The organism is Providencia sp. wls1914 (assembly GCF_009706645.1).
GTDB classification, from domain to species: Bacteria; Pseudomonadota; Gammaproteobacteria; order Enterobacterales; family Enterobacteriaceae; genus Providencia; species Providencia zhijiangensis.
Window position 1 is genome coordinate 70302 of the sequence record NZ_WLUN01000012.1, and the last position, 22199, is coordinate 92500.

Consider the following 22199-nt stretch of genomic DNA (forward strand, 5'->3'; position numbering starts at 1 on the left):
ATTACCAGGACTGGGTGGCTTTGAATGATTCGAGCAGTTTATTCAACTTAGCTTCGATATCATCGTTATATTTGCCCGCCAGACCAATTTCGTTCATAAGGTCAGCATGCTCGCGCTGTGCAAATGAAACTAATGCAGCTTCGAATGCACCAATTTTTGCTAACTCAACATCGTCCAGATACCCACGTTCTGCAGCGAACAGAGACAGTGCCTGCTCTGCTACTGACATTGGTGCATACTGTTTCTGTTTCAGCAGTTCAGTTACTTTCTGACCGTGGCTCAACTGTTTACGAGTTGCGTCATCGAGGTCGGAAGCAAACTGAGCAAACGCTGCCAGTTCACGGTATTGAGCTAGTGCTGTACGGATACCACCAGACAGTTTCTTAATGATTTTAGTCTGAGCAGCACCACCAACACGAGATACTGAAATACCTGGGTTAACTGCTGGACGAATACCAGAGTTAAACAGGTTAGATTCCAGGAAGATCTGACCATCAGTAATCGAAATTACGTTTGTTGGTACGAATGCAGAAACGTCACCCGCTTGAGTTTCAATGATTGGCAGAGCAGTCAATGAACCAGTTTGGCCTTTCACTTCACCTTTAGTGAATGCTTCTACGTAATCAGCGTTAACACGAGCAGCACGCTCAAGTAAACGGGAGTGCAGATAGAAAACATCACCTGGGTATGCTTCACGTCCTGGTGGACGACGCAGCAACAGTGAAATTTGACGGTATGCGACAGCCTGTTTAGACAGGTCATCATAAACGATCAGAGCATCTTCACCGCGGTCACGGAAATATTCACCCATCGCGCAACCAGAGTATGGTGCTAAGTATTGCAGTGCAGCTGATTCAGATGCAGTTGCAACAACAACGATAGTGTTTTCCAGAGCGCCGTGTTCTTCCAGTTTACGTACTACGTTAGAGATAGTTGATGCTTTCTGTCCGATAGCAACGTAAACACATTTGATGCCAGAATCACGCTGGTTGATGATCGCATCGATCGCCAGAGCTGTTTTACCAGTTTGACGGTCACCGATGACAAGCTCACGCTGGCCACGGCCGATTGGAATCATCGCATCGACTGATTTATAACCAGTCTGTACAGGTTGATCAACGGATTGACGGTCGATAACACCCGGAGCAATAACTTCTACAGGAGAGAAGCCATCGTGCTCAACAGGACCTTTACCATCAATTGGTTGACCCAGTGTATTCACTACACGTCCTAACAGGCCACGGCCTACTGGAACTTCAAGAATACGACCAGTACATTTAACTTTCATGCCTTCTGCTAAGTCAGCATAAGGACCCATAACAACCGCACCAACAGAGTCACGCTCTAAGTTCAGTGCAATTGCGTAACGGTTGCCAGGCAGAGCGATCATTTCACCCTGCATGACTTCGGCTAAACCGTGAATACGAATGATACCGTCGTTAACGGAAACAATCGTACCTTCATTGTGAGCTTCACTCACAACATCGAACTGAGCAATACGCTGTTTGATCAGTTCGCTGATTTCGGTGGAATTCAGTTGCATATGCTCCAGTCCCCTTAAGACTGCAAGACGTCAGTTAAACGCTCTAAGCGACCGCGGACACTACCGTCAATGACGAGGTCTCCCGCACGAATGATCACTCCAGCAATAACAGACTTGTCAATTTTGCAATTCAGCTTAACTTTGCGTGACAGACGTTTTTCCATCGCGGCAGAAATTTTAGCTGACTGCTGTTCACTCAGTTCGTTCGCAGAAAGAACATCAACTTCAACAGTTGATTCCAGCGTATCGCGCAATTGGATAAATTGAGCTAATACTTCTGGCATCGTTGTTAAACGACCGTTTTCCGCCATAACACGAATCAGATTTTGAACATGCTCGTCAATTTCATCTCCACAAACAGAGATAAACGTTTTAGCTAATGTTTCTGGTGCAATAGAACCAGAAAGCAGCTCACCAACCTGTTCATTGCGCGTCACCTCAGAGGTGAAGGCCAGCATTTCCTGCCATTTAGCAACAGCTTGGTTTTCCACAGCAAAGTCAAAAGCTGCTTTGGCGTAGGGGCGAGCTACAGTAGCGATTTCAGACATGCCCCTCCCTCCTTACAGTTCAGCGACTAGTTTATCAACGATGTCGCTGTTAGCAGCTTCATCCACGGAACGTTCGATGATCTTCTCGGCACCTGCGATAGCAAGCATCGCAACCTGTTTACGTAACTCTTCACGTGCACGTTTACGCTCAGCATCAATTTCAGCTTGCGCTTGTGCTACGATTTTTGCACGTTCTGTTTCTGCTTCAGCTTTAGCTTCATCAATCATTTGAGTGCGTTGTTTATTCGCTTGTTCAATGATGATTTGAGCTTCAGCTTTCGCTTTTTTCAGTCGGTCGGTTGCGTCGGTTTGCGCCAGTTCCAGGTTCTTTTTAGCACGTTCTGCGGAAGATAAACCGTCAGCAATTTCTTTTTGACGTTTTTCTATGGCCGCCATAATCGGTGGCCATACATACTTCATACAGAACAAAACAAACAGGACAAACGCGATAGCCTGGCCGAGGATTGTTGCATTTAGATTCACAGACAATACCTCTTATTTATTAGTTAGTTAATGTTCTTAATGTGTGCCGAACGTTAATTAGGCAACAGCGAACATTACATATAAGCCCAGACCAACAGCAATCATCGGAATAGCATCGACCAGACCCATTACGATAAAGAACTGTGTACGCAGCAGAGGAATTAAATCTGGCTGACGAGCAGCGCCTTCTAAAAATTTACCACCTAGGATGCCGATACCGATCGCAGCACCGATCGCCGCTAAACCCATCATAATAGCGGCAGCCATGTACAGCAGATCCATACTCAGGTTTTCCATGACAGTCTCCAGTTTGTTTCAGTTAATACAATTATTGATTAATAAAATTAGTGCTCTTCAGAAGCCATCGACAGATAGACAACAGTCAGAACCATAAAAATAAAGGCTTGTAGCGTAATAATCAGTATGTGGAAGATAGCCCAAGGCAGGCTTAACAACCACTGTGACCACCACGGAAGCAGAGCCGCGATAAGAATAAAGATCAATTCACCTGCATACATGTTACCAAACAGTCGCAGACCGAGTGATACAGGTTTTGACAGCAGGCTAACCCCTTCAAGAATCAAGTTTACAGGGATAAATACCGGATGGTTGAAAGGCTGCATAGTGAGCTCTTTCGTGAATCCGCCAATTCCTTTCATCTTGATGCTGTAAAAGATTATTAGGATAAACACACCAATTGCCATCGACATCGTGATACTCACATCTGCGGTTGGAACAATACGCAGAGCAGGTAAACCTAAGTAGTGCTCACCGATGTATGGGATAAAATCAATTGGAAGTAGATCCAGAAGGTTCATTAAAAATACCCAGACGAACACCGTTAATGCCAGAGGGGCAATAACTTTGCTCTTCCCGTGATACATATCACGGACTGAGTTATCAACGAAACCAATGATCAGTTCTATTGCAGTCTGTAACTTACCGGGTACGCCACTAGTCGCATTGGCAGCAACTTTTCTAAATAGCCACAGGAATAAAGCCCCGAGAACTACTGAGAAAAAAAGCGAGTCAATGTTTAACGCCCAAAACGTTGGACTAGCGTGGGGATCGACCAACTCAAAGGTACGTAGATCCAACTGAAGGTTTCTCAGATGGTGACCTATGTACTCATTTGTAGTCATCACTTCTCCTGATGCAGACATGATGCCTCTTACCCTTTTGTAGTTTAAAAATACTTACCGTTTTACAACGGCTGGTGCAACAATCTGAACAATCAGCACCGCTAAATAGGTCAAACCCAGTGGTGTTATTGACGCTTTAAACACACCAAAAGCAACAACTAAGACAGTAATAGTTGTCACAACCTTTAACCCTGCTCCTAATGCAAAGAACCAGGCAATGCGGACAGGTTCATCCTCTTCTTTTGCTTTTTCAAAGCGTGATAGCAGCATAAATACGATATTAGGTAACCAGCATGCTAACCCACCAGCAAGAGCAGAGGCCCCCCATTCTATACTATTTGCACAGAAAGCCCCACTGAGGATTACAAAAGTTATTAACTGAATAGACAGTTGCTTAGAAGCATTACTGCCATAAAGGGAAACAGACATAACTTTGTGTACTCCCAGCTCTCTCAGCCTAAGAAACGCTAAGGGTTGTAATAAAACTGCCTTTGCTTAAATGTGTCAAGAGACAAAAACGTGCAAATTATACGGGCAGGCGAAATGAATTCAATCAGTAAGTAGCGAAAAGGTGAATAAATATTTAATTTTTTCGAGATAGCGCAGAATTAAGACAGGTGGGATTAATAATTTATTAACGATTCGTCGCCTAAAAATAACTTTATGTGATTAAGATCACAACAAATCTTAATCTCTTGATTAATAACCACACTCTTTATCTGGTTAGAACCCTGTTTTTAAGCCATAAATCAAATAATTAAATTTGTTATTTTTTAGACAAAAAAATGAAAAGATAATTTGGATATTTCATTATTAATGCTAAAACGATTTAGTAAGAATATTAGATTAGGAATATTATTACCATTAATGTGATTATTTTTGATATATATTCGTTAATATTCTGTAAATAATAAGTGAATTTAAATTATCTTTATTTTAATTATATATAAAAATAGCCGTAACATTGTAAATGTACGGCTACCGCTCTAAAAGATAAAATAATTTTACTAAAAACTACGTTATTTTTTGAATAATTTAACCAAGTGACGCTGTTCGTCTAATTCGGGAATTTTTAGCTCTGTAATGGACTCAACTTCAAAGCCTTCTGGCAACTGTGTGAGTTCATCATCACGAACTACACCTTTTAACGCATAAAAGCGCCCTTCCCTCGCGGGAAGATGGTGGCACCAACTCAGCATATCGTTGAGTGATGCAAAAGCTCGGCTAATTACGCCATCAAATCCATCTTCAACCGGATACTCTTCCACTCGAGATTGAACAGGCTCTATGTTAGTTAGCCCTAACTCATGCTGAACCTGTTTCAGAAAGCGTATACGCTTCCCTAAGCTATCCAATAAAACAAAGTGAGCATCAGGTCGAATGATCGCTAAAGGAACGCCAGGAAGCCCTGGGCCCGTTCCTACGTCGATAAACTTGTCGCCCTTGAGGTGACCGTTCACCACGATGCTGTCCATGATGTGGCGAACTAACATTTGTTCCGGCTCACGTACCGACGTTAAATTGTACGCTTTGTTCCACTTGTGCAATAAACCGACATAATCGACTAACTGCTGTTTTTGCTTGTCAGTCAGTTGGATGTCAGCTTTTGCCAATAGCTTTGTCAGTTTGCTGAGTAAATCCATATTATGCACTCCGACGCAACATGCCTTGTTTTTTGAGCCACACTAACAGAATTGAAATTGCTGCTGGTGTGATCCCTGAAATACGAGATGCTTGACCAATTGACGTTGGTTTGTGGTCATTCAGTTTCGCCATGACTTCGTTGGATAAGCCTTTCACTTGCTTATAGTCTAGATCAACAGGGAGTAATGTATTTTCATTACGCAGTTGACGTTCGATCTCTTCTTGCTGGCGAGCAATGTAACCTTCGTATTTCACTTGAATTTCAACTTGATCTGCCGCTTGAGGATCTTCAACACCCGGAGCAAACAGATTTAACGAGGTCAGCATTTGATACGTCATTTCAGGACGACGTAGTAAATCTTCACCATTCGCTTCTTTCGATAATGGAACGGTTAAAATTTGGTCGATTTCTTCATGGTTATCAGATTTAGGGTGAACCCAGATATCTTTTAAGCGTTGGCGTTCTTTTTCAATCATTTCGACTTTGCGGTTGAAGTGCTCCCAACGAACATCATCCACTAAACCTAATTCACGCCCTTTCTCGGTTAAACGTAAATCGGCGTTATCTTCGCGTAGCATTAAACGGTATTCCGCACGGGAAGTGAACATACGGTACGGTTCTTTGGTACCTAATGTGCACAGGTCGTCAACTAAAACGCCTACATAGGCTTGGTCACGACGTGGGAACCAACCTTCAAGGTCAAATGCATGTTGTGCAGCGTTAAGACCCGCTAATAAACCTTGAGCAGCAGCTTCTTCATAACCTGTTGTACCGTTGATTTGACCCGCAAAGAACAAGCCTTCGATAAATTTGCTTTCGAGAGTTTGTTTTAGATCACGCGGGTCAAAGAAATCGTACTCAATGGCATAACCAGGACGGACGATCCTTGCATTTTCCATTCCCTTCATGGAATGAACAATTTTCATTTGAACATCAAATGGCAAGCTGGTGGAGATCCCGTTTGGATAAATTTCGTTGCTAGTTAAGCCTTCAGGCTCTAAGAAGATCTGGTGAGCGTTTTTATCAGTAAAACGCATTACCTTATCTTCAATGGAAGGACAGTAACGAGGGCCGATCCCTTCGATGATCCCTGCATACATTGGGCTGCGATCTAAGTTATTACGGATCACATCATGGGTTTGCTCATTGGTATAGGTGATGTAGCAAGGCACTTGTTGTGGATGCTGCTCTTGCGAACCTAAAAATGAGAATACTGGCATTGGATCATCACCTAGCTGTTGAGCTAACTGACTGAAATCAATAGTTCTTGCATCAATACGTGGTGGTGTACCCGTTTTTAAGCGGTTTACACGTAATGGCAATTCTCTTAAACGTTGAGATAACGTAATTGCGGGTGGATCACCAGCACGACCGCCACTGTAGTTTTCTAAACCGATATGAATTTTTCCATCAAGGAAAGTACCTACGGTTAATACCACCGCTTTGGCTTTAAATTTTAAGCCCATGCGGGTAACAGCACCGGTAACTCGGTTATTTTCAACAATCAGATCTTCAACAGGTTGTTGGAAGATCATTAAGTTTGGCTGATTCTCTAATGCAGTTCTAACAGCTTGGCGATAGAGCACGCGGTCTGCTTGTGCGCGAGTTGCACGAACCGCTGGGCCTTTACTTGCATTAAGTGTTCTAAATTGAATACCCGCTTTGTCAGTTGCGGTAGCCATTAAACCACCGAGGGCATCAATTTCTCTTACCAGATGTCCCTTACCGATCCCACCGATGGCTGGGTTGCAAGACATCTGGCCCAATGTATCAATATTGTGAGTCAGTAATAGGGTTTGACGCCCCATACGTGCAGCTGCCATTGCTGCCTCAGTACCGGCATGACCACCACCAATTACGATGACGTCAAATTGCTCTGGATAAAACATGTGTGAACCTTAACGTTAGAAAATGCGGATTCTGCATTCGAGGAGTGAATTCTACTCAAGTTTGATGGAGAGACCAAGCCCTGGCCTCTTGCCTATATAATATAAAGATCTTTTTTATTTAAAGATCTCTTTATTAGATCTTTTATTAGGATCGCCTGTTTCTGTGGATAAGTGATTTTTCACTTTAAAGATCATCAAAGTGTAAAGGATCATATACTGTGAATGATCCGTGATCCTTTTGCGTATAAGCTGGGATCAAAACAGGGACTTATGCACAGGCCTTAGACGACCTAAAACTTATAATCTGGATAACTACCGGTTAATACCATGATCTTACCGGAGTTATCCACAGTTGTTTGCGGTTAATTTGAACAGATCAGAGTTCGTTTGCCCAAATTTTAACCCATTCTCCTGCAGGATCTTCAGGAATTTCGTGTTGCTGAACATCAATTTCAAAGCAATCACCGATCCTTTTTGCCCCATGATCCTGTAATAAGGTATCTAGGGTATGGATCGCACCACAAAAAGTGTCATATTCCGAACTGCCAATCCCTACTGCGCCATACTTGATCTTGCTCAGGTCTGGTGACTGAGTTTGAATTGCTTCCGCTAAAGCTTGGATATTTTCGGGAAGATCCCCTGCTCCATGTGTTGAGCTCACCACCAGCCATAACCCTTCAAGTGGTAAGTCATCCAGTTCAGGACCGTGCTGTATATCCGTTTCATAGCCGAGTTCTTCTAAAATCTCTGCCATATGCTCCGCAACATATTCGGCGCTGCCCATGGTACTGCCACTAATTAAGGTTACTTTTGTTACGCTCATGGTTACTCTCTTTCACATTAACAGGGCGCTATTGTACGCTGTGAATGAGCTGGGATCTACCTGTGGATAATGTGGTTATATCATTTTTTTTCTACGGGGTGATCGTTCGCATGATCGGGTTCTGTAAGGAGATCAGCGTTTCGGTTGATTGTATTTCATCGATAGTCTGAATTTTGTTGATAAGTACGTCTTGAAGGGAATCTATCGAGCGGCACATTACCTTAATAAAGATACTGTATTGACCCGTCGTATAGTAAACCTCTACGACTTCCTCTAAAGCATCCAGCTTTTTGAGGGCAGTATGATAATCCTTGGCACTTTTTAAAATGATCCCTATAAAGCAGCAGACATCAAAACCCAACTGTTTTGCGCTGATATCGATACGAGTTCCTTTTATGATCCCAGCCTGCTTCATTTTTTCCACGCGTACATGAATGGTTCCAGGACTTACCGAGAATTTTTTGGCGAGTTCAGCATAAGGTGTACGTGCATTGACCATTAATTCGTGAAGTATGTCACGATCGAGATTATCGATTTGATAATTTTCCGGCATTATTTAGCCCTCATTTTGATGATTATTCATTTTTATACCCATTTTTTTAATCAAAATAAACAGTAAAGGCTTTTTTTAATGATGGATATTGAATTTATACCTCGTTTTGTTGCTTAATCTACACATCGGCTAATTACAGCTAACAAATTATGGGTAAAATTATGGACAAGTCATTCATCGAACATCAGCAACAAATCAGCTTTGTGAAATCCTATTTCTCACGTTTACTTGAAAAAGAGCTTGGCTTAATTGAAGTTCAAGGTCCTATCCTGAGCCGTTTAGGTGATGGTACACAAGACAACTTATCAGGCTGCGAAAAAGCCGTTCAGGTAAAAGTGAAATCAATTCCTGGTGCAACGTTTGAAGTGGTTCACTCCTTGGCTAAATGGAAACGCAAAACCTTAGGTCGTTTTGGTTTCAGCGAAGGTCAAGGCTTGTACACACACATGAAAGCGTTGCGTCCGGACGAGGATCGCTTAACCCCAATCCACTCCGTCTATGTTGACCAGTGGGATTGGGAAAAAGTGATGGCAGATGAGGATCGTACGCTTCCTTATCTGAAGCAGACAGTGGGTAAAATCTATAAGGCAATAAAAGAAACAGAAGCTGCCGTAAGTAAAGAATTTGGACTGGCACCGTTCCTGCCAGACCAAATTCACTTTATCCACAGCGAAGAGCTGCTAAAACGTTACCCTGACTTAGACGCAAAAGGTCGTGAACGTGCGATTGCGAAAGAACTGGGTGCGGTATTCTTAATCGGTATCGGTGGAAAACTGTCAAGCGGCGAATCCCACGATGTGCGTGCACCAGACTACGATGACTGGACAACCGAAAACGAAGATGGCTTCAAAGGCTTAAACGGTGACATCATTGTTTGGAACCCAGTATTGCAAGACGCATTTGAGATCTCTTCAATGGGGATCCGTGTAAGCCCTGAGTGCTTAACTCGCCAACTCGGATTAACGGGTGATGAAAAACGTATGGAGCTGGAATGGCACCAAGCGTTAGTTAAAGGTGAAATGCCACAATCTATCGGTGGCGGTATTGGCCAATCTCGCTTAGTGATGTTACTGCTGCAACGTCAACATATCGGTCAGGTTCAGTGTGGTGTTTGGTCACCTGAAATGGCTGAAACTGTTGAAGATATGCTGTAATTAGCGATTAAAACGGCGCAGTAGTCGGCTTTTTAGCCCTGTATCAAAGCGCCAGATATGATCAAATATCTTCATGATACCGGGCTTCCCATAATTTGAGACTGATACCGCATGGAAGCGGTATTTACCAACCTTCTGAAGGGATTTAATCTTCTGAATTAACTCATCCGGTAAGCGTTGAGCCACAAAGTCTGAAATGACAACCGCATCGGCATCACTCCACTGCTTTGACTCTAATTTTACCGTTGTTTCTCGTAAACATGCCGCCAAGTCTGTTCCACCACGGAATGTTTGATGCAAGAAGCGCATACATTGTTCTAAGCCATCCGCAGAGAGAAGATCGTAATGAACAATTTCAGTGGAAAACAGCATCACGTGGCAAGCTCGGTTATCCGCCAGCGCGATTTTCATTAAGGCCAGACAGAACGCTTTTGCACAGCGTTCATTGATTCCACCCATAGAACCTGAAGTATCGATACATACTACAAATGGCCCTCTGGGCTGGTCTTCATGTTGATGATGGGTGACTGGGCGTAAAACTTTGCGTTCTTGCCAGCTTTCTCCTTGTAAGCGATAAGTAATAAGCTGCTTTTCTAATAACTTGCGGTAGAACTCAAATTCAATATCTTCGAGCCCTAACATCGCAAGCTCAGCCGGTAATAACCGCAGAATATCGTCACTCTGGTTTAAGCCATTCACTTGTTCTGGGACGGTTTCGGGAACTTTTTCCATCACCGTCATTGGCTCAAGGATCACATTATCATCAAGAATAGACTTAGCAGATTGGCTACGTCCGAGTAACTGAGCAATTTTTTCCAGCTCGGGTTGCTGGCGCAAAAAATCACTGTAGCGAGCGATTAATTGATCATTATAAGACGCTGGGTTACTAAACCCTTTACTCAGATCCCATAATCGCCCTGATGAACGTTCATTTTCCCCTAGAATATCCTCAAGATTGCCGCTCAGTGCTAAACGGCGTTGTAATTCCGCCAGCAGTTGCTCTTTTTCTTGCTCTAAGAGTTCTTTATGTAAAGTGGTCACCTGTAAAATCAAGCTAATACGCCAGCGCTGAACAATCAGAGATTGCCGCGCACTGCGATTTTCAATTTTTCCCTTTTGCAGCTGTAGGGCTTCACGGTAAAACGGGGAATCTAACTGCTCGAGCCGTGCTATCACATTGGGTAATTGCGTGAAAAACGTATCAGTGGGGATGCCCAATGACTTCTGATATAGCCCAAACTCTTCAGAAAGTTGCTGAGGAACTAACGCATCTTGCAGCTTTTGTTTAAGGTCTTTTTTCCAGCTGGAGAGATCTTTTAATAGCGCCTTTTTCAATCGAGGATGCTTCTCAAAGAAAACCGCCAGCTGTGGGGTGGCGAGAAGGGAAATAATAATCTCTTCAATCAGCTGGCTTTCATTCACTGAAAGCAATAATTCGAGGGACGCTAGGCTCATCATAATGAGTTAGCCACCTTTCCCATAATTTGCTGGCGGAGCTGGGTCAGTTTATCGCTCAGTTTAATAAAGCTCTCTTCAACATCAGCGAGCCAATGCGCCTCGATAAACAGGTTAGGTTGCTGCTTCTCAAATTGGTATTTCGCCCCTTGGATCTCGTTTTGGATGGCATCAAGCTTATCTAGCCATTCTTTATTATTGGTTGTCGGCGCCGCTGTAGGGTTTTTATCTTGTAAATATAAGGTCGATGCTTGATGGCTAACATCTAACAGCTGAATTTGGTTTAAATTATTCACTTCAGCCGCCAGCTCTTGTGCGAAACCAATCCCATTAAGATGGGCTGATAAGGTGGTGCCTTTATTGAGGAAATTCACCAGTGATTTTTTCTCGGTGGTAATAAAGGTCACTTTCATATTATGTAGCTGCAATGGGCGATGCAAAAATAGGGTTACGCGCCCTTCGCTAATATTATCAGGCAAGACATAAGAGGCTTTTCGCGCAAACATTGCGTTATTTTTTAAAACTTTAAACGCATCTTGGTTATTTTGATCTTGGGTGGATGACATCCACTGTTGGTAAACTTGTTCTATTTCTCGCGTAAATTTACGCTGTTGCCAACCATCTTCCTGCACTAATGACTTGAGCAATTGCGGCAGTAAGTTCATTGACTGCATATCATGCCATAGGCAATCTTTGAGCAGCACAATATCCAACGGCGAAACGGAGTTTCGACCATTAAAGAAGGCGCTAGCCTGTAATAAATAAACGGCTTTTTTCCAGCGTCTATCAGAGACATACAGATTCTTCTCTGTGGCGTCAATCTGTTGGCGTAATTGGTAAATCAATTCAAAACAGTGATCGGGCAGCGAAACCTTGGGAATTTCTTTTTGCCATTCTCGATACTCTTCTTCACTGATTTTTAGGTGATCAGGAACCAAATTCTCTTCTTGTTGAGATTTGCCTGTCAGCAGCGCGCGGAAATTTTGCTTCTCTTGCACTTTATCCAGCCAAATTCGTAGCAGCATCCTATCAAATAGCGCTTCAAGGCTATTATCCGCATCGGGTAGCTCGTTGGATGCAGTGACTAGCAAACGCATGGGGATGTTTTTTTCTTCATCCCCATTACGGAATTTGCGCTCATTAATGGCGGTCAGTAAGGTATTTAAAATGGCAGGGCCTGCTTTCCAAATCTCATCCAAAAACACCACTTCCGCATCGGGCAGGTATCCTTTGGTTAAACGCTCATAACGCCCTTCATCTTTTAAGGCTTGAATGGAAAGTGGACCAAAAATCTCTTCAGGGGTAGAAAAACGCGTCATTAAATATTCAAACGCATTTGCTTGGCGGAAGGCATATTTCATGCGGCGGGCAATTAAGCTTTTAGCTATCCCCGGCGGTCCCAGCAAAAACACACTTTCCCCACTGAGCGTGGCGAGCAAACACAAACGAATAGCTTGCTGACGTTCATACAAACCACCTTCAAGGTAGTTGCTTAATTGGGCTATCCGTTCTGCTAATTGCATAAGGTGTTCCTTTTCTCTAAATAACTCGTCTAAGGGTTAGAGGGAGATGGTTATTGACCACGCTATTGCTAGGTTATCCGTCCTTTTATTCATTGTGCAATCAGTTTTATGATTTTTCTTTGATGTTATTTAGGATAAATAGCAACAAATCTAACTTGTAACGAACAACTGAGTATTAATTAAGCAGGAACGATTCAGCGACAACTTATTCAATAAGTTAGCTTTTTATGCGTAAAAATAGGCTAACGAAACGTTTCGATGGTGATCACAAAACCAAGATAAGAACATTGAGTTGTGACTATTCTTTACTATCATTGTATGAGCGAAACGTTTCGCTCATACAGAGCCGAAACTCAAAAGTAGAAAAAATAGACTAAAAACGGTGGTAAAGAATGAAGAAAGGTATGTTGCTTAACTCAAATGTTGCTTCCGTGATTGCCAAACTGGGTCATACCGACCATATCACGCTGGGTGATGCAGGCTTACCCATTCCTGCCAGCGCTGAACGTATTGACCTCGCTGTGACGCAAGGACTACCGGATTTTATGTCTGTTTTGCGGGTGATCACCCAAGAAATGCAGGTAGAAAAAGCGATACTTGCTCAAGAAATCAGCAAAATAAATCCGCAAATGGAAAAAGCCATTTTAGCCCATCTTCATGAATTGGAAGCGGCACAGGGAAACTACATTGAAGTCATCTATTGCAGTCATGAACATTTCAAGCAACGCACTCATGAAAGCAAAGCGGTGATCCGAACAGGGGAATGTTCACCATACGCTAATATCATTCTTTGTTCTGGTGTGACTTTCTGAGGTGACTATGCAACCTTTATTAGAACTTATCGGCATTGATAAAGCCTTCCCCGGTGTAAAAGCCCTCTCGGGAGCCGCCTTAAAAGTCTACCCTGGTCGAGTCATGGCGCTGGTAGGAGAAAATGGTGCCGGTAAATCCACCATGATGAAAGTGCTCACGGGGATCTACAACAAAGACGCGGGCGCGATCCGTTACCTTGGTAAAGAAGTGGCGTTTAATGGCCCGAAAAGCTCCCAAGAAGCCGGGATCGGGATCATTCACCAAGAACTGAATTTAATTCCCGAACTGACTATCGCTGAAAACATCTTTCTAGGTCGTGAATTTGTAAATAGATTCGGCAAAATCGACTGGAAAAAAATGTTCAGCGAGTCAGACAAACTGCTCCAACGATTAAACCTTGATTACGATAGCCACCAAACCATCGCGGAATTATCCATCGGTGAACAACAAATGGTGGAAATTGCCAAAGTTCTCAGCTTTCAGTCTCAAGTCATCATTATGGATGAACCGACAGACGCACTTACCGATACCGAAACTACCTCACTCTTTCGCGTGATTGAAGATTTAAAATCTCAAGGCTGCGGCATTGTGTATATCTCTCATCGTTTAAAAGAAATTTTCGAAATTTGCGACGATGTGACCGTTTTTCGCGACGGTCAGTTTATTGGCGAAAAGCCTGTCAGTGAATTAGAAGAAGAAAAACTGATTGAGATGATGGTAGGCCGCAAACTGGAAGACCAATATCCGCGAGTTGATGTGCCTGTTGGTGATATTCGTCTCCAAGTTGAAAATGTTTCTGGCCCCGGTGTCACCAATGCCAGTTTCACGCTAAAAAGCGGTGAAATTTTAGGTGTTTCAGGTTTGATGGGCGCAGGACGTACGGAGCTGATGAAAATCATCTACGGTGCAGCCCCGAAAAAATCCGGCAATATCCATTTAGAAGGTAAAAACGTTACCTTAAAAACCCCGCAAGATGGTTTGAATAACGGCATCGTTTATATTTCGGAAGACCGTAAGCGCGATGGTTTAGTTCTGGGGATGTCAGTAAAAGAAAATATGTCCTTAACGGCATTAGGTTACTTCAGCCACTTTGGCGGCACATTAAAACATGGCGAAGAGCAAATGACCGTGGGGGATTTTATCCGCTTATTTAATATTAAAACCCCATCCATGGACCAAATCATTGGAAATTTATCTGGTGGTAACCAGCAAAAAGTGGCTATTGCCCGTGGATTAATGACACGACCGAAAGTGCTTATCCTTGATGAGCCAACCCGTGGTGTCGACGTTGGGGCAAAAAAAGAGATCTACCAACTAATCAACCAATTTAAAAAAGAAGGGCTGAGTATCATCCTTGTATCTTCAGAAATGCCTGAAGTGATTGGGATGAGCGATCGCATTTTGGTTATGCATGAAGGGCATATCAGTGGCGAATTCTCTGCCAAAGAAGCAACGCAGGAAGCCTTAATGGCGGCCGCAGTCGGTAAAAATTACGGCTCAGTTCAGGAGTTAACAGCATGAGTTCAACAACCGCACCATCAAAACGCTACTTCAGCAAAGCATGGCTAATGGAGCAAAAATCATTAATCGCCCTATTAGTCTTAATTGCGATTGTTTCAACCCTAAGTCCTAACTTTTTTACGGTCAACAACCTGTTTAACATCCTACAACAGACTTCTGTAAACGCGATTATGGCAGTGGGCATGACGTTAGTGATTCTGACTTCAGGCATTGATTTGTCTGTGGGATCTCTATTGGCATTAACTGGTGCGGTAGCCGCATCGATGGTCGGCGCTGATGTGAATGCCTTTGTTGCTGTCGCGGGAGCATTAGCGCTCGGTGCTGCCATTGGTGCATGCACAGGGGTGATTGTCGCAAAAGGTAAAGTCCAAGCTTTTATCGCCACATTGGTCATGATGCTATTACTACGTGGTGTAACCCGTGTTTATACCGATGGCAGCCCAATCAATACGGGTTTTAGCGATAACGCCGATTTATTTGGTTGGTTTGGTATCGGTCGCCCATTAGGTATTCCTACCCCAGTATGGTTAATGGTTATCGTCTTTGCTGCAGCATGGTACATGCTGCACCACACTCGCTTAGGTCGTTATATCTATGCGTTAGGTGGAAATGAATCAGCGACCCGCTTATCCGGTATTAATGTCGATAAAATTAAAATTATCGTTTACTCCCTGTGTGGTTTATTAGCAGCGCTGGCGAGTGTGATTGAAGTTGCACGTTTATCTTCTGCTCAGCCAATGGCGGGTAACGGTTATGAACTGGATGCGATTGCTGCGGTGGTACTGGGTGGCACAAGCCTCGCTGGTGGTAAAGGGCGCATTGTTGGTACGCTGATTGGTGCGCTGATCCTTGGTTTCTTAAACAATGGTTTGAACTTATTAGGTATTTCCTCGAACTACCAAATGATCGTAAAAGCCGTTGTGATTTTATTAGCTGTACTTGTTGATAACAAAAAATAGTGATTCTGACCCCTACCCGATAACGACAGGAATTTTCTTATGAAACTGAATAAATTAGCGACTTTATTTACCGCTTTTGCACTAACAGCAACCGTCAGTGTGAACGCGATGGCCAAAGAGAGTATCGCGCTGGTTATTTCAACCCTGAATAACCCATTCTTTGTGACCATGAAAGATGCGGCACAAAAAGAAGCGGACAAACTGGGTTATGAACTGATTGTTTTGGATTCTCAAGATAACCCAGCGAAAGAGTTAGCGAACGTCCAAGATTTAACAGTTCGTGGTACTAAGTTAATGCTGATCAACCCAACTGACTCTGACGCCGTGGGTAATTCTATCCTGATGGCTAACAAAGCGAAAATCCCCGTAATCACTTTAGACCGTGCTGCGAACAAAGGTGAAGTGGTGAGCCATGTTGCCTCTGATAACCGCATGGGCGGAAAAATGGCAGCAGATTTTATCGCTAAGAAAACGGGCAATGATGCCAAAGTTATTCAATTAGAAGGAATTTCAGGAACGTCGGCTGCTCGTGAACGTGGTGAAGGTTTCAATACGGGTGCTAAAGAACATAAATTCAACGTATTAGCGAGCCAGCCTGCAGATTTCGATAGAACTAAAGGTTTGAACGTTATGCAAAACTTACTGACCGCACACCCTGCTGTTCAGGCTGTTTTTGCACAAAACGATGAAATGGCATTAGGTGCGTTAAGAGCATTACAAACTGCTGGTCGAGATGACGTTTTAGTGGTTGGTTTTGATGGTACAAATGACGGTATCAAAGCAGTTCAAGGTGGAAAGTTAGGTGCGACGATTGCTCAACGTCCAGATCAAATTGGTATTGTTGGAGTGCAGATCGCAGATAAAGTATTAAAAGGCGAGAAAGTCGAAGCAACAGTTCCTGTTGAATTAGAACTCGTGGTAAAACAATAGTTTTATATAAAATAATTATCCTTGATAAAACAAGAAGATTGATAAATCGCCGTGAGTTTAGCGGCGGTTTATTTAATTGCGCAGCAAAAGGACATAAATGTGATGGCAGCAGCTAAACTGGTTGTTTTAGGTAGTATCAACGTTGACCACATTCTCAATGTGCAGCAGTTTCCCCAGCCTGGCGAAACAGTAAGAGGTGATAGTTACCAAGTTGCTTTCGGTGGCAAAGGTGCCAACCAAGCGGTAGCCGCAGGTCGTAGTGGCGCTGATATCACATTTATTGCTTGTGTCGGTGATGACGATGTCGGTGTTAGCATCAAAAAACAGCTGCAAAAAGATACGATTAAGATTGATTGTATTGATTCAGTTGCTGGTGAAACAACGGGTGTTGCACTCATTTATGTAAACGGGCAAGGCGAAAATATTATTGGGATCAATGCGGGAGCCAATGGTCATCTTTCTACAGAACGACTGGCCGCATATCAGCAAAAAATTATCGATGCTGATGCCTTATTGATGCAGCTTGAATCCCCGATTGAAACTGTTCAAATGGCCGCTGAGATCGCGCGTAAACACCAAACTCAAGTGATTTTAAACCCAGCGCCTGCACAAGCGTTGCCAGATTCGCTACTGTCGCTGGTGGATGTGATCACGCCGAATGAAACGGAAGCGGAGCATTTAACGGGCATCGCTGTTAATGATGAAGAAGGCGCACAAAAAGCAGCGCAAGCACTGCATCAAAAAGGCATTAATAAAGTGATGATTACATTGGGCGCCAGAGGGGTTTGGTACAGTGAATCAGGCAAGCAAGGGAAAATAATTCCAGGCTTTAAAGTGAAAGCGGTGGACACCATTGCAGCAGGTGATACATTCAATGGGGCGTATGTAACTGCGCTACTTGAAGGTCAATCCGATGAAGATGCGATTGTCTTTGCCCATGCGGCTGCCGCAATTGCAGTGACGCGTCCCGGTGCACAACCTTCTGTTCCATGGCGTAATGAAATAGACCAGTTTCTTCTTCAATAGGATTAATTTGTGGCAACAATGAAAGATGTTGCTCGCCTTGCTGGCGTGTCAACATCCACCGTCTCCCATGTTATCAACCAAAATCGCTATGTTAGCGAAAGCGTCACTTCACGGGTAAAAAGTGCCATCGAACAACTCAACTATGCGCCATCGGCCTTAGCGAGAAGTTTGAAGATGAACCGCACCAATACCATCGGAATGTTACTGACCGCCAGTAACAACCCGTTTTATGCGGAAGTCGTGCGTGGTGTAGAACGTAGTTGCTACGAATTGGGTTACAGTTTGATCCTGTGTAACACCGAAGGGGATTTCAAGCGAATGGATCATAGCTTAGAAACCCTTTTGCAAAAACGCGTCGATGGGCTTCTTATTATGTGCACTGAAGCGCAAGGCCCATCCAAAGCCGTATTTTCCCGTTATCCATCTGTTCCGACGGTGATGATGGACTGGTCTCCGTTTGAATCAGCCGGAGATATTATTCAGGATAACTCGTTCCTCGGCGGTGAAATTGCCACGCGTCATTTAATTGATGCGGGTTTTACTCGAATTGCCTGCATTGCTGGCCCTCAAGATAAATCCCCAGCACAAGCGCGTTATCAAGGTTTCCTTCAAGCCATGAAGGCCGCATCCCTCAATATCCACGAAGAATATATTATCTTTAGTGATTTTGAGTTTTCAGGTGGATTTGATTCGATGAATAAACTTTTGGCGCTACCAATCCCCCCTGATGCCATTTTTGCGGGGAATGATGCAATGGCGGTCGGTGCTTACCAAGCGATTTACCAAAAAGGCATGAAAGTGCCTGACGACATTTCCATTATTGGTTATGACGATATTGCACTTTCTTCTTATATGATCCCACCACTCACCACTGTTCATCAGCCAAAGGACGAACTTGGTCAGCAAGCGGTTAACCAACTTATTTATCGAATGGATAACCCAGATGCAGAACCATCCGTTTTAGTCTTAACGCCAAAACTCGTGGAACGCCAATCAGTGAGGAAACGCTAATTCTGCGTTTTCTCAGATTTTTTGCCTTTAATTAAATTATCGCCATCGGTTTTACTGAGTAATAGAAACACAAAGGCAGAAAGTAACGTGATAGCTCCGATAGTAATAAAGGTGTAATGGAAGTTATCCACGACATTACTGTTTGGTTGGTTATCAAAAAAGCTCAAAATGGTGGCGCTCACCGCGATCCCAAAGCTAATCGAAAGTTGCTGAGTTACTGCTAGCATACTGTTGCCGGCGCTAGCATTATTATCCGTTAAATCCGCTAGGCAAATGGTATTCATAGCCGTGAATTGCGTAGACATCACCATTCCTAAAACAAACAACGGAACGATAAGCAGGTAAATCGACATATCTGGAGATTGCAGCGAAAACTGCGAGACCATCAACCCAATAATCACCGTGACAGTAAATAGCGTATTACGGTATCCAAATCGGGTTAGAATTCTTGTGACTGCGGATTTTGCCGTAATCGAGCCAATGGCCAGTGGAGCCATCATCATCCCCGCGACAACGGCTTCATAACCAAATCCCACTTGCAGCATCAATGGCATTAGGAATGGAATGCTTCCAGTACCTAATCGAGTGGCGATGTTACCGCTAATACCGATGGAGAAGGTTCTCGTCTTAAATAAGTTAAGCGGAATAATGGCGTGCTTAATGCGCCTTGCGTGGAGTATATAAAGAAGAAGACAAAGAAAACCGCCCAGAACAATAGCCAAAGGAACATAGCTCGACAGTGATTTATCGCCAAACAGATCCAAACTGACGGAAAGCATGACCAAGCCAAATCCAAATAAAAGAAAGCCAAGGGTATCAAATTTACGTTTTGGCATTTTAAAATCAGGCATATGCTTTAATGCATACACAATCCCAAGTACACCAATAGGGATATTAATAATGAATATCCAATGCCATGTGGCATAGGTGACGAGAATACCACCCAACAGAGGCCCTAAGATGGGGCCGACTAATCCAGGGATAGTGACAAAATTCAATATAGGTAGAAGTTCACTTCGCGGATACGCCCGAATTAATGCAAGTCGTGCCACTGGCATCATCATCGCCCCGCCAATTCCTTGGATAACGCGAGAAATAACTAGCACTGTTAATGAAGGGGAAAGGGCGCAGAGCAATGATCCTAAAGAAAACAGAGAAACCGCAATAATAAAGATACGTCGAGTACCAAACCTATCGGCAAACCAACCACTCACCGGAATTAACAGTGCAACTGTTAGGGTATAGCTCACCACGGCAGATTGCATCGCTAATGGAGAGTGATGCAAACTTTTGGCGATATCGGGCAGTGCCGTATTCAATATCGTGGCATCTAACGCTTGCATAAAGAAAGCCATTGCGGCAATCCATGGCAAACCCGACATATTTTTAGCAGTTTTAAACATCCGTTACCTATCGATAAATTTGGTGAGCGAATTCGTTCTGTTAGCTTATTTGTTCATTGTCGTTAATAAGGTATAGCAGAGATCGTAAGCTTCACGGCTATTGCCATTAATAATAGCATCGGCAAGTTGTTGATGAAGTTCCACTTCAATCGCATCATTTTCTGTTATTGCATCAAAATAAAGCTGATACACCGACCTAAACAGATTCGCGAACGAAATTAAAAAAGGATTACAGCACGCCCGATAGATAGTGAGATGAAAACGAAAATCAATTTTTATCCAGTGAGGCCTATCGAACTCTTTTTCTAAGGTTACCATTTCATTTGATAGTAATTGTAGAGACTGTTTTTGTTCTTCTGTGGCATTCAGTGCAGCGAGATAGCAAGCTTGAGGCTCAATGGCGAGACGAACAACTTGAAAGTGTTTAATCACCACCGACTTTTCTTCGCTGTTAATCCACCAATTTAATAAGTCTTGGTCGAGAAAGTTCCAATTCGATGCGGGCATGACTCGTGTGCCAATTCGAGGACGAGCTAAAACCATGCCTTTTGCTGCTAATGTTTTAATCGCTTCTCTTATGGCGGTTCGGCTGGCATTAAATTGCTTTGATAATTCTAATTCGCTGGGAAGAATAGAGTCAGATAAGTAGGTGCCTTTTAATATGAGCTGTCCAAGACTTCGCGCAATAATAAAAGAGAGGTTTTTTTGTGAGGCATTTTGTTGCTTGCTCAATTCCATAATTCATCTCATACAGATACTAATCAATGATATGTTACGTGAGTAAATCAATTATTGCTGCTGAAATAGTCAAAAAACAGTAGTAATTTACGCTATTAAGCCATATTTGGCTAAAAAAAGCGCGAACGAAATAAATATGTAAAAAAATACTTGCGAGATTTTGGGAGCTCCCTATAATGCGCATCCGTTGTCACGACAAACCGGCTCGAAGAAAACCTCGAAGCCCCGTGATAACAGATGTGAAGAAAGAAAATAGTTGAAAATAATCGCTTGACTTTCTAAATAAAAAACGTAGTATACGACACCTCGCGACAACGACCTAAAGTCGATAATCAAAAGATTAAGTCGCACCGCTCTTTAACAATTTATCAGACAATCTGTGTGGGCACTCACAGGACACTATCAAAAAAAATATTTGATTTTAAGTCTTGAAGAGTGACTAACACGTTAATTCATATATATGAACTAATAGGTAATTTGGTTTCTTCGGAAATCAAACGACAGTAACATTCTTTGAGCATCAAGCTTTTTAATTGAAGAGTTTGATCATGGCTCAGATTGAACGCTGGCGGCAGGCCTAACACATGCAAGTCGAGCGGTAACAGGGGAAGCTTGCTTCTCGCTGACGAGCGGCGGACGGGTGAGTAATGTATGGGGATCTGCCCGATAGAGGGGGATAACTACTGGAAACGGTAGCTAATACCGCATAATCTCTAAGGAGCAAAGCAGGGGAACTTCGGTCCTTGCGCTATCGGATGAACCCATATGGGATTAGCTAGTTGGTGAGGTAATGGCTCACCAAGGCGACGATCCCTAGCTGGTCTGAGAGGATGATCAGCCACACTGGGACTGAGACACGGCCCAGACTCCTACGGGAGGCAGCAGTGGGGAATATTGCACAATGGGCGCAAGCCTGATGCAGCCATGCCGCGTGTATGAAGAAGGCCTTAGGGTTGTAAAGTACTTTCAGTTGGGAGGAAGGCGTTGATGCTAATATCATCAACGATTGACGTTACCAACAGAAGAAGCACCGGCTAACT

General features: G+C 43.3%; 17 protein-coding genes, 1 rRNA gene and 4 pseudogenes (1 of these 22 only partly in view). 8 read left to right on the forward strand and 14 right to left on the reverse strand.

What is annotated here, in order from left to right; translation table 11 throughout:
* Window position 1: 1 nt before the first annotated feature.
* From atpA to asnC, 10 genes and pseudogenes are all read right to left on the reverse strand, one after another.
* A complete protein-coding gene (gene atpA, locus GKR74_RS08420) occupies window positions 2-1543 on the reverse strand; it encodes a F0F1 ATP synthase subunit alpha (protein WP_132496978.1) in 1542 nt (513 codons plus the stop codon).
* A 14-nt stretch (window positions 1544-1557) separates the two neighbouring features.
* Window positions 1558-2091, reverse strand: coding sequence for a F0F1 ATP synthase subunit delta (gene atpH, locus GKR74_RS08425; protein ID WP_036950613.1), 534 nt, complete (start codon window positions 2089-2091; stop codon window positions 1558-1560).
* Between the two features lie 12 nt (window positions 2092-2103).
* Complete coding sequence (gene atpF / locus GKR74_RS08430; RefSeq protein WP_181477768.1) at window positions 2104-2574, reverse strand: F0F1 ATP synthase subunit B; 471 nt, start codon at window positions 2572-2574, stop codon at window positions 2104-2106.
* 57 nt (window positions 2575-2631) lie between these two features.
* The gene (gene atpE / locus GKR74_RS08435; protein ID WP_004246596.1) at window positions 2632-2871 is read right to left on the reverse strand and encodes a F0F1 ATP synthase subunit C; all 240 of its coding nucleotides are present in this window, start codon (window positions 2869-2871) and stop codon (window positions 2632-2634) included.
* A 47-nt stretch (window positions 2872-2918) separates the two neighbouring features.
* On the reverse strand, window positions 2919-3737 hold the full coding sequence (atpB, locus tag GKR74_RS08440; protein WP_006660652.1) for a F0F1 ATP synthase subunit A: 819 nt from the start codon (window positions 3735-3737) through the stop codon (window positions 2919-2921).
* 33 nt (window positions 3738-3770) lie between these two features.
* A complete protein-coding gene (atpI, locus tag GKR74_RS08445) occupies window positions 3771-4145 on the reverse strand; it encodes a F0F1 ATP synthase subunit I (protein WP_036950608.1) in 375 nt (124 codons plus the stop codon).
* Window positions 4146-4735: 590 nt separating this feature from the next.
* Window positions 4736-5359: a 16S rRNA (guanine(527)-N(7))-methyltransferase RsmG gene (gene rsmG, locus GKR74_RS08450; RefSeq protein ID WP_154603237.1), complete on the reverse strand. Its 624-nt coding sequence runs from the start codon at window positions 5357-5359 to the stop codon at window positions 4736-4738.
* A gap of 1 nt (window position 5360) precedes the next feature.
* Complete coding sequence (gene mnmG / locus GKR74_RS08455; RefSeq protein ID WP_154603238.1) at window positions 5361-7250, reverse strand: tRNA uridine-5-carboxymethylaminomethyl(34) synthesis enzyme MnmG; 1890 nt, start codon at window positions 7248-7250, stop codon at window positions 5361-5363.
* 379 nt (window positions 7251-7629) lie between these two features.
* Window positions 7630-8073, reverse strand: a pseudogene (gene mioC, locus GKR74_RS08460) (FMN-binding protein MioC); the annotation flags it as partial.
* 91 nt (window positions 8074-8164) lie between these two features.
* The gene (asnC, locus tag GKR74_RS08465) at window positions 8165-8626 is read right to left on the reverse strand and encodes a transcriptional regulator AsnC (protein WP_036950600.1); all 462 of its coding nucleotides are present in this window, start codon (window positions 8624-8626) and stop codon (window positions 8165-8167) included.
* 161 nt (window positions 8627-8787) lie between these two features.
* On the opposite strand from asnC, the gene asnA reads away from it, so the two are divergent.
* Window positions 8788-9780 (forward strand): aspartate--ammonia ligase, encoded by a 993-nt coding sequence (gene asnA / locus GKR74_RS08470; protein ID WP_154603240.1) that lies wholly within the window; start codon window positions 8788-8790, stop codon window positions 9778-9780.
* Here the strand turns inward: asnA and viaA are convergent, their stop codons facing one another.
* Together viaA and ravA are read right to left on the reverse strand one after the other, a co-directional pair.
* Entirely contained in the window at window positions 9781-11238 is a 1458-nt protein-coding gene (viaA, locus tag GKR74_RS08475) for an ATPase RavA stimulator ViaA (RefSeq protein ID WP_154603241.1), read from the reverse strand.
* Window positions 11239-11252: 14 nt separating this feature from the next.
* Window positions 11253-12758: pseudogene (ravA, locus tag GKR74_RS08480) on the reverse strand (ATPase RavA); the annotation flags it as partial.
* Window positions 12759-13150: 392 nt separating this feature from the next.
* Here ravA and rbsD point away from each other — a divergent pair.
* From rbsD to rbsR, 6 genes and pseudogenes are all read left to right on the forward strand, one after another.
* Window positions 13151-13612 (forward strand): annotated as a pseudogene (rbsD, locus tag GKR74_RS08485) (D-ribose pyranase).
* Window positions 13578-15140, forward strand: a pseudogene (rbsA, locus tag GKR74_RS08490) (ribose ABC transporter ATP-binding protein RbsA). Before rbsD ends, rbsA begins: the two co-directional pseudogenes overlap by 35 nt.
* On the forward strand, window positions 15089-16051 hold the full coding sequence (rbsC, locus tag GKR74_RS08495) for a ribose ABC transporter permease (protein WP_154603245.1): 963 nt from the start codon (window positions 15089-15091) through the stop codon (window positions 16049-16051). The pseudogene rbsA and the gene rbsC overlap by 52 nt, the downstream one beginning before the upstream one ends.
* A gap of 39 nt (window positions 16052-16090) precedes the next feature.
* The gene (gene rbsB / locus GKR74_RS08500; RefSeq protein ID WP_108479110.1) at window positions 16091-16981 is read left to right on the forward strand and encodes a ribose ABC transporter substrate-binding protein RbsB; all 891 of its coding nucleotides are present in this window, start codon (window positions 16091-16093) and stop codon (window positions 16979-16981) included.
* A gap of 102 nt (window positions 16982-17083) precedes the next feature.
* Complete coding sequence (gene rbsK / locus GKR74_RS08505; RefSeq protein WP_154603246.1) at window positions 17084-18007, forward strand: ribokinase; 924 nt, start codon at window positions 17084-17086, stop codon at window positions 18005-18007.
* A gap of 9 nt (window positions 18008-18016) precedes the next feature.
* Entirely contained in the window at window positions 18017-19018 is a 1002-nt protein-coding gene (rbsR, locus tag GKR74_RS08510; RefSeq protein ID WP_442959341.1) for a ribose operon transcriptional repressor RbsR, read from the forward strand.
* Here rbsR and mdtD read toward each other — a convergent pair.
* Together mdtD and GKR74_RS08520 are read right to left on the reverse strand one after the other, a co-directional pair.
* Window positions 19015-20421 (reverse strand): multidrug transporter subunit MdtD, encoded by a 1407-nt coding sequence (mdtD, locus tag GKR74_RS08515; RefSeq protein ID WP_154603247.1) that lies wholly within the window; start codon window positions 20419-20421, stop codon window positions 19015-19017. The genes rbsR and mdtD overlap by 4 nt on opposite strands.
* Window positions 20422-20466: 45 nt before the next feature.
* Window positions 20467-21159: a FadR/GntR family transcriptional regulator gene (locus tag GKR74_RS08520; protein WP_154603248.1), complete on the reverse strand. Its 693-nt coding sequence runs from the start codon at window positions 21157-21159 to the stop codon at window positions 20467-20469.
* A 530-nt stretch (window positions 21160-21689) separates the two neighbouring features.
* On the opposite strand from GKR74_RS08520, the gene GKR74_RS08525 reads away from it, so the two are divergent.
* Window positions 21690-22199, forward strand: a 16S ribosomal RNA gene (locus tag GKR74_RS08525); it runs 1031 nt beyond the window's last position.

Coding starts and splice junctions, on each gene's coding strand:
- rbsK (WP_154603246.1), top strand. CDS start 17,084: ATGGCAGCAGCTAAACTGGTTGTTTTAGGTAGTATCAACGTTGACCAC.
- atpH (WP_036950613.1), bottom strand. CDS start 2,091: ATGTCTGAAATCGCTACTGTAGCTCGCCCCTACGCCAAAGCAGCTTTT.
- mdtD (WP_154603247.1), bottom strand. CDS start 20,421: ATGTTTAAAACTGCTAAAAATATGTCGGGTTTGCCATGGATTGCCGCA.
- atpA (WP_132496978.1), bottom strand. CDS start 1,543: ATGCAACTGAATTCCACCGAAATCAGCGAACTGATCAAACAGCGTATT.
- asnA (WP_154603240.1), top strand. CDS start 8,788: ATGGACAAGTCATTCATCGAACATCAGCAACAAATCAGCTTTGTGAAA.
- GKR74_RS08520 (WP_154603248.1), bottom strand. CDS start 21,159: ATGGAATTGAGCAAGCAACAAAATGCCTCACAAAAAAACCTCTCTTTT.
- atpB (WP_006660652.1), bottom strand. CDS start 3,737: ATGTCTGCATCAGGAGAAGTGATGACTACAAATGAGTACATAGGTCAC.
- rbsB (WP_108479110.1), top strand. CDS start 16,091: ATGAAACTGAATAAATTAGCGACTTTATTTACCGCTTTTGCACTAACA.
- atpI (WP_036950608.1), bottom strand. CDS start 4,145: ATGTCTGTTTCCCTTTATGGCAGTAATGCTTCTAAGCAACTGTCTATT.
- asnC (WP_036950600.1), bottom strand. CDS start 8,626: ATGCCGGAAAATTATCAAATCGATAATCTCGATCGTGACATACTTCAC.
- rbsC (WP_154603245.1), top strand. CDS start 15,089: ATGAGTTCAACAACCGCACCATCAAAACGCTACTTCAGCAAAGCATGG.
- atpE (WP_004246596.1), bottom strand. CDS start 2,871: ATGGAAAACCTGAGTATGGATCTGCTGTACATGGCTGCCGCTATTATG.
- viaA (WP_154603241.1), bottom strand. CDS start 11,238: ATGATGAGCCTAGCGTCCCTCGAATTATTGCTTTCAGTGAATGAAAGC.
- rsmG (WP_154603237.1), bottom strand. CDS start 5,359: ATGGATTTACTCAGCAAACTGACAAAGCTATTGGCAAAAGCTGACATC.
- mnmG (WP_154603238.1), bottom strand. CDS start 7,250: ATGTTTTATCCAGAGCAATTTGACGTCATCGTAATTGGTGGTGGTCAT.